This window comes from Pseudomonas sp. SDO55104_S430, assembly GCF_054070595.1.
This window is the reverse complement of sequence record NZ_JBSVXG010000316.1, coordinates 1-5049: the sequence shown is the minus strand read 5'-3', so window position 1 is coordinate 5049 and position 5049 is coordinate 1. Positions and strand designations below refer to the sequence as shown.

4 protein-coding genes are annotated in these 5049 nt (G+C 59.8%); 1 reads left to right on the top strand and 3 read right to left on the bottom strand.

The genetic code is table 11. From position 1 onward, the window contains the following. Positions 1 to 147: 147 nt before the first annotated feature. From choV to ACW9JE_RS28415, 3 genes are all read right to left on the bottom strand, one after another. Entirely contained in the window at positions 148 to 1326 is a 1179-nt protein-coding gene (gene choV, locus ACW9JE_RS28425; protein ID WP_224540819.1) for a choline ABC transporter ATP-binding protein, read from the bottom strand. After that, entirely contained in the window at positions 1323 to 2168 is an 846-nt protein-coding gene (gene choW / locus ACW9JE_RS28420; RefSeq protein WP_224540821.1) for a choline ABC transporter permease subunit, read from the bottom strand. The genes choV and choW overlap by 4 nt, the downstream gene beginning before the upstream one ends. A gap of 66 nt (positions 2169 to 2234) precedes the next feature. After that, entirely contained in the window at positions 2235 to 3182 is a 948-nt protein-coding gene (locus ACW9JE_RS28415) for a choline ABC transporter substrate-binding protein (RefSeq protein ID WP_457434649.1), read from the bottom strand. A gap of 440 nt (positions 3183 to 3622) precedes the next feature. Here ACW9JE_RS28415 and ACW9JE_RS28410 point away from each other — a divergent pair, with 440 nt between their 5' ends. Further along, entirely contained in the window at positions 3623 to 4999 is a 1377-nt protein-coding gene (locus ACW9JE_RS28410) for an L-serine ammonia-lyase (RefSeq protein WP_224540826.1), read from the top strand. Positions 5000 to 5049 lie beyond the last annotated feature (50 nt).

Sequence of the window (5049 nt, the reverse complement as noted above, 5' to 3'; positions counted from 1 at the left end):
TTGGTTGGACATAGATTGTGTGAACACCAAAGATCCCTGTGGGAGCGGGCTTGCCCGCGATGGGGCCATAAGCTGCAAAGCTGAATCTCCCGATATCCCACAAACAAAAACGCCGCGATCTCTCGCGGCGTTTTTGTGTCTGTTGCCTTATCCCAGGTTCTTGCCGAGCAGTGCGTGGTACAGCTCGCTGTCGCCCAGGATGCCCACGACTTTGTTGTTGTCGTGCAGCACCAGTTTGTTGCCGGTCTGGTAGCGGATCTGCAGCGCGTCGCGCATGCCGATGTTGGAATCCACCAGGGTCGGACGACGGCCCAGGCCCTCGACGGCTTGCCCCGGAGCCCAGTTCTGCAGGTCCAGTGCCGAACCGTTCTGACGAGCACCCTTGATGGTGTTGCCTTCGGCCAGATCGAGCCAGGAATCGCCGCCCGGATCCAGGCACACCGAACCGTTGATGCGCTTGCAGTTGTCCAGGGTGCGCATCAGGCTGCGACCGCACAGTACGTTCAGCGGGTTGGTGTGGGCCACGAAGGTGCGCACATAGTCATCCGCCGGGTTGAGGACGATGTCCTCGGCCTTGCTGTACTGAATGATCCGGCCGTCTTTCATGATCGCGATACGGCTGCCCAGCTTCAGGGCTTCGTCGAGGTCGTGGCTCACGAACACGATGGTCTTGCTCAGCTTGCGTTGCAGTTCCAGCAGTTCGTCCTGCAGACCCTGGCGGATCAGCGGGTCGAGTGCCGAGAACGGTTCGTCCATCAGCAGAATGTCGGCATCCATCGCCAGCGCACGGGCCAGGCCCACACGCTGTTGCATACCGCCGGACAGTTCATCGGGCTTCTTGTTGCGCCATTGGGTCAGGCCCACCAGTTCGAGCTTTTCGTCGACCAGTTTCTTGCGGTCCTTCTCCGGACGGCCCTGCATCTCCAGACCGAAACTGATGTTCTCGCGCACCGTCAGCCAAGGCATCAGGGCGAACTTCTGGAACACCATCGCGATGCGCTTGGTGCGCATCATTTTCAGTTCCGCGGCGGTGCAGGAGGCAATGTCGATCTGCTTGCCTTCGTGCTCGACGAACAACTTGCCGCGGCTGACGGTGTTGAGGCCGTTGATGCAGCGCAGCAGGCTGGACTTGCCGGAACCGGACAGGCCCATCAGTACACAGATTTCACCTTTTTCGACATCCAGGCTGGCCTTTTCCACGCCCACGATCTGCCCGGTCTTTTTCAGGATCTCGTTACGGGTCATGCCCTGATCCAGCAGCTTGAGTGCCTCGCGTGGATCCTTGGTGAAGATAACATCGACGTTATCGAAGCGAATTATGCTCATGCGTCACCCCCTACTTTGGCGTCGGGTTGTTTGCAGATTCGGTCGAGCATGATCGCCAGCAGTACGATCGCCAGGCCCGCTTCGAAGCCCAGGGCGATATCAGCAGTGTTCAGTGCGTTGACCACCGGTTTGCCGAGTCCATCGGCGCCCACCAGTGCCGCGATCACCACCATCGACAACGACAGCATGATGCATTGAGTGATGCCGGCTGCGATGCTCGGCATGGCGTGGGGCAGTTCGATCCGTGTCAGCAGCTGGCGACGCGAGCAGCCGAAGGCCTTGCCGGCGTCCATCAGTTCTTGAGGGACGTCGCGGATACCCAGGTAAGTCAGACGGATGGGCGCGGCGATCGCGAACACCACAGTCGAAATCAGGCCCGGGACCACACCCAGCCCGAAGAGGGTCAGGGTAGGAATGAGGTACACGAAGGTCGGTACGGTCTGCATCAGATCGAGCACCGGACGCATCATGGTGTAGAACATCGGCTTGTGCGCGGCGACGATCCCCAAGGGTACGCCGATGACCACGCAAACCAGGGTGGCGAACAACACCTGGGCCAGGGTTTCCATGGTTTCCTGCCAGTACCCAAGGTTCAGGATCAGCAGAAAGGAGGCAACGACGAAGGCGGTCAGGCCCCATTTGCGCTGGATGAAGTGAGCCAGTATGGCAATCAGGCCGATCAAGACCAGCGGGTTGAACCAGGTCAGCGCAAACGTCACGCCGTGGATCATCGTTTCCAGTGACACGGCAATTGCGTCGAAGGTGTTGGCGCCGTGTTGCGTCAACCATTCAACAAAGCCTGCGATGTACTGGCCTAGAGGTATTTTCTGATCAATCAGCATGGTAGTGAACGTCCGCATGCAAGGAAATAAACAGCCCGGACGGCCGCAGCCGTCCGGCATAAGCGATTACTGGTTGAGCTTGGCTTTCACGGCGTCCAGGCCAGGTTTACCGTCAATGGTGGTCACGCCAGCGAGCCAGGTATCGAGTACCTGTGGATTCTTTTTCAGCCAGGCCTTGGCGGCCGCGTCAGGCTTCATCTTGTCGTCCAGGATGTTGCCCATGAGTTCGCTTTCCATGTCGACGGTGAACTCCAGGTTTTTCAACAGCTGGCCCACGTTGCTGCATTCCTCGGCATAGCCCTTGCGGGTGTTGGTTGCCACGGTGGCGGCGCCGAAATCCGGGCCAAAGAAATCGTCACCACCGGTGAGGTACTGGATCTTGAAGCGCTTGTTCATCGGATGCGGCGCCCAGCCGAGGAAGACCACGGCGGTGTCGCGTTTCTGTGCGCGGTCGACCTGGGACAGCATCCCCGCTTCGCTGGATTCGACGACCTTGAAACCGGCGTCTTTGAGGCCAAAGGCGTTCTTGTCGATCATGCTCTGGATCAGGCGGTTGCCGTCGTTGCCCGGCTCGATCCCGTAGATCTTGCCGTCGAGTTCTTTCTTGAATTTGGCGATGTCGGCGAAGTCATGCAGCCCTTTGTCGTAGAGGGCTTGAGGAACGGCCAGGGTGTACTTGGCGCCCTTGAGGTTGGTGCGCACGGTGTCCACGGTGCCGGCGTCGCGGTAGGCCTTGATGTCGTTTTCCATGGTCGGCATCCAGTTGCCGAGGAAAACGTCCATGTTCTTGCCGTCGGCCAGGGACTTGTAGGTCACCGGCACGGAAATCATGGTGGTCTTGGTCTTGTAGCCCAGCGCGTTGAGCACGACGCTGGTGGTGGCGGTTGTCGCGGTGATGTCGGTCCAGCCGACATCGGAGAAGTTCACGGTACTGCATTGTGCCGGTTCTGCGGCTTGGGCCAGAACCGGCAGGCTAAGCATGGCGGCCAACAACAACGACTGGGAACCTTTCATGAATGGACTCCTTGGTGTTTTTTTTTTGGCAGTGTTCCGACTTGGACTACCGCACTTATAGGTTGCGGTTGGGTGGCGTTCTTGTGACAGCTCTACCGCAGCGCCTTTGCAATCGAGTCGATTTAGATCATGTACCAGTGAAAATCTGACGCCTACAGGGTGCGTCGTAACCAGTACAGGGATGGTCGCATCCAGTGTCGGTGACGTCGTTTACAGATTTTTTCAGGCCCTTTTCCCGTTCTGCACCGCCAAAAACAGCGAAAACATGGCGTAAAACGCACACGGCGTTCGTGGACAAGAGTGCGTCGGTCCGAGACGTCGAGCGACACGACAAAAACCGGATGATGCGGTCATCTCGGCGGATTGCAGCTTGAGCGTAGCAGCTCCGCCACCGGGCGCTTTTGGCGCCTGGATCAGGCTCATCCAGGAGTTCGGCAGTCATGGCTATCAGTGTTTTCGACCTGTTCAAAATCGGCATCGGGCCTTCCAGTTCGCACACCGTGGGACCGATGCGCGCCGCCGCGCTGTTCGTGCAGGATCTGCGCGCACGCGGGCTGCTGGAGCAGGTGCGGCGCGTCGAGGTCCAGCTCTACGGTTCGTTGTCCGCCACCGGCATCGGCCACGGCAGCGACAACGCGGTGATCATGGGCCTGATGGGCGAATGGCCGGACGCGATCGATCCGTCGCAAATCGGCATCCGCATCGCGACGCTGCGCGAAACCGACACGCTGCTGCTCGACTCTCGTCTTGAGGTGCCTTTTATATGGGCGCGGGACATGCGCCTGATCGACGAGAACCTGCCGTTTCACCCCAACGCCATGACCCTGGTTGCCGAAGGCGATGACGGCGAGCTGCATCGCGACACCTACTATTCCGTCGGCGGCGGTTTTGTCGTCGATGAGGCCCAGGCGTCCAGCGGTGTTGTCGATATGGACAGCACCGTATTGCCTTACGATTTTTCCAGCGCCGCCGAGCTGCTGGAACTGTGCAAGAAGCACAACCTGCGCGTGGCCGAATTGATGATGGCCAACGAGAAGGTCTGGCGCAGCGAAGAGGAAATCCGCAGCAGCCTGATGAAACTCTGGCGTGCCATGCAGGATTGCGTCGATCACGGCCTCAAGCATGAGGGCATCCTGCCTGGCGGCCTGAACGTGCGTCGTCGCGCGGCCAAGCTGCACCGCAGCCTGCAGGAGCTGAACAAACCCAACGTGATCGGCTCGACCTTGAGTGCGATGGAGTGGGTCAACCTGTTCGCCCTCGCGGTCAACGAAGAAAACGCCGCCGGCGGGCGCATGGTTACGGCGCCGACCAATGGCGCGGCGGGGATCATCCCGGCGGTGTTGCACTACTTTATGAAATTCAGCGATGAGGTGACCGACGCCAATGTCGTCGACTACCTCCTTGGTGCGGCTTCAGTAGGGATTCTGTGCAAGAAGAATGCTTCGATCTCCGGCGCCGAAGTCGGTTGCCAGGGTGAAGTAGGTTCAGCCTGCGCCATGGCGGCGGCAGGCCTGGCGGAAATTCTCGGGGCGACGCCTGAGCAATTGTGCAACGCGGCGGAAATCGGCCTGGAGCACAACCTCGGCCTGACCTGCGACCCGGTGGGCGGGCTGGTACAAGTGCCGTGCATCGAGCGCAACGCGATTGCCGCGGTGAAGGCGATCAACGCGGCGCAGATGGCGCTGCGTGGCGATGGGCAGCACTTCATTTCTCTGGATCGGGTGATTCGTACCATGCGCGATACCGGTGCCGATATGCATGACAAATATAAGGAGACATCGCGGGGCGGGTTGGCGGTGAGTGCGGTGGAGTGTTGAGACCGCGTTGACCCTGTTCGCGGGCAAGCCTCGCTCCTACAGACGGTGGT

Coding starts and splice junctions, on each gene's coding strand:
- choW (WP_224540821.1), bottom strand. CDS start 2,168: ATGCTGATTGATCAGAAAATACCTCTAGGCCAGTACATCGCAGGCTTT.
- ACW9JE_RS28410 (WP_224540826.1), top strand. CDS start 3,623: ATGGCTATCAGTGTTTTCGACCTGTTCAAAATCGGCATCGGGCCTTCC.
- ACW9JE_RS28415 (WP_457434649.1), bottom strand. CDS start 3,182: ATGAAAGGTTCCCAGTCGTTGTTGTTGGCCGCCATGCTTAGCCTGCCG.
- choV (WP_224540819.1), bottom strand. CDS start 1,326: ATGAGCATAATTCGCTTCGATAACGTCGATGTTATCTTCACCAAGGAT.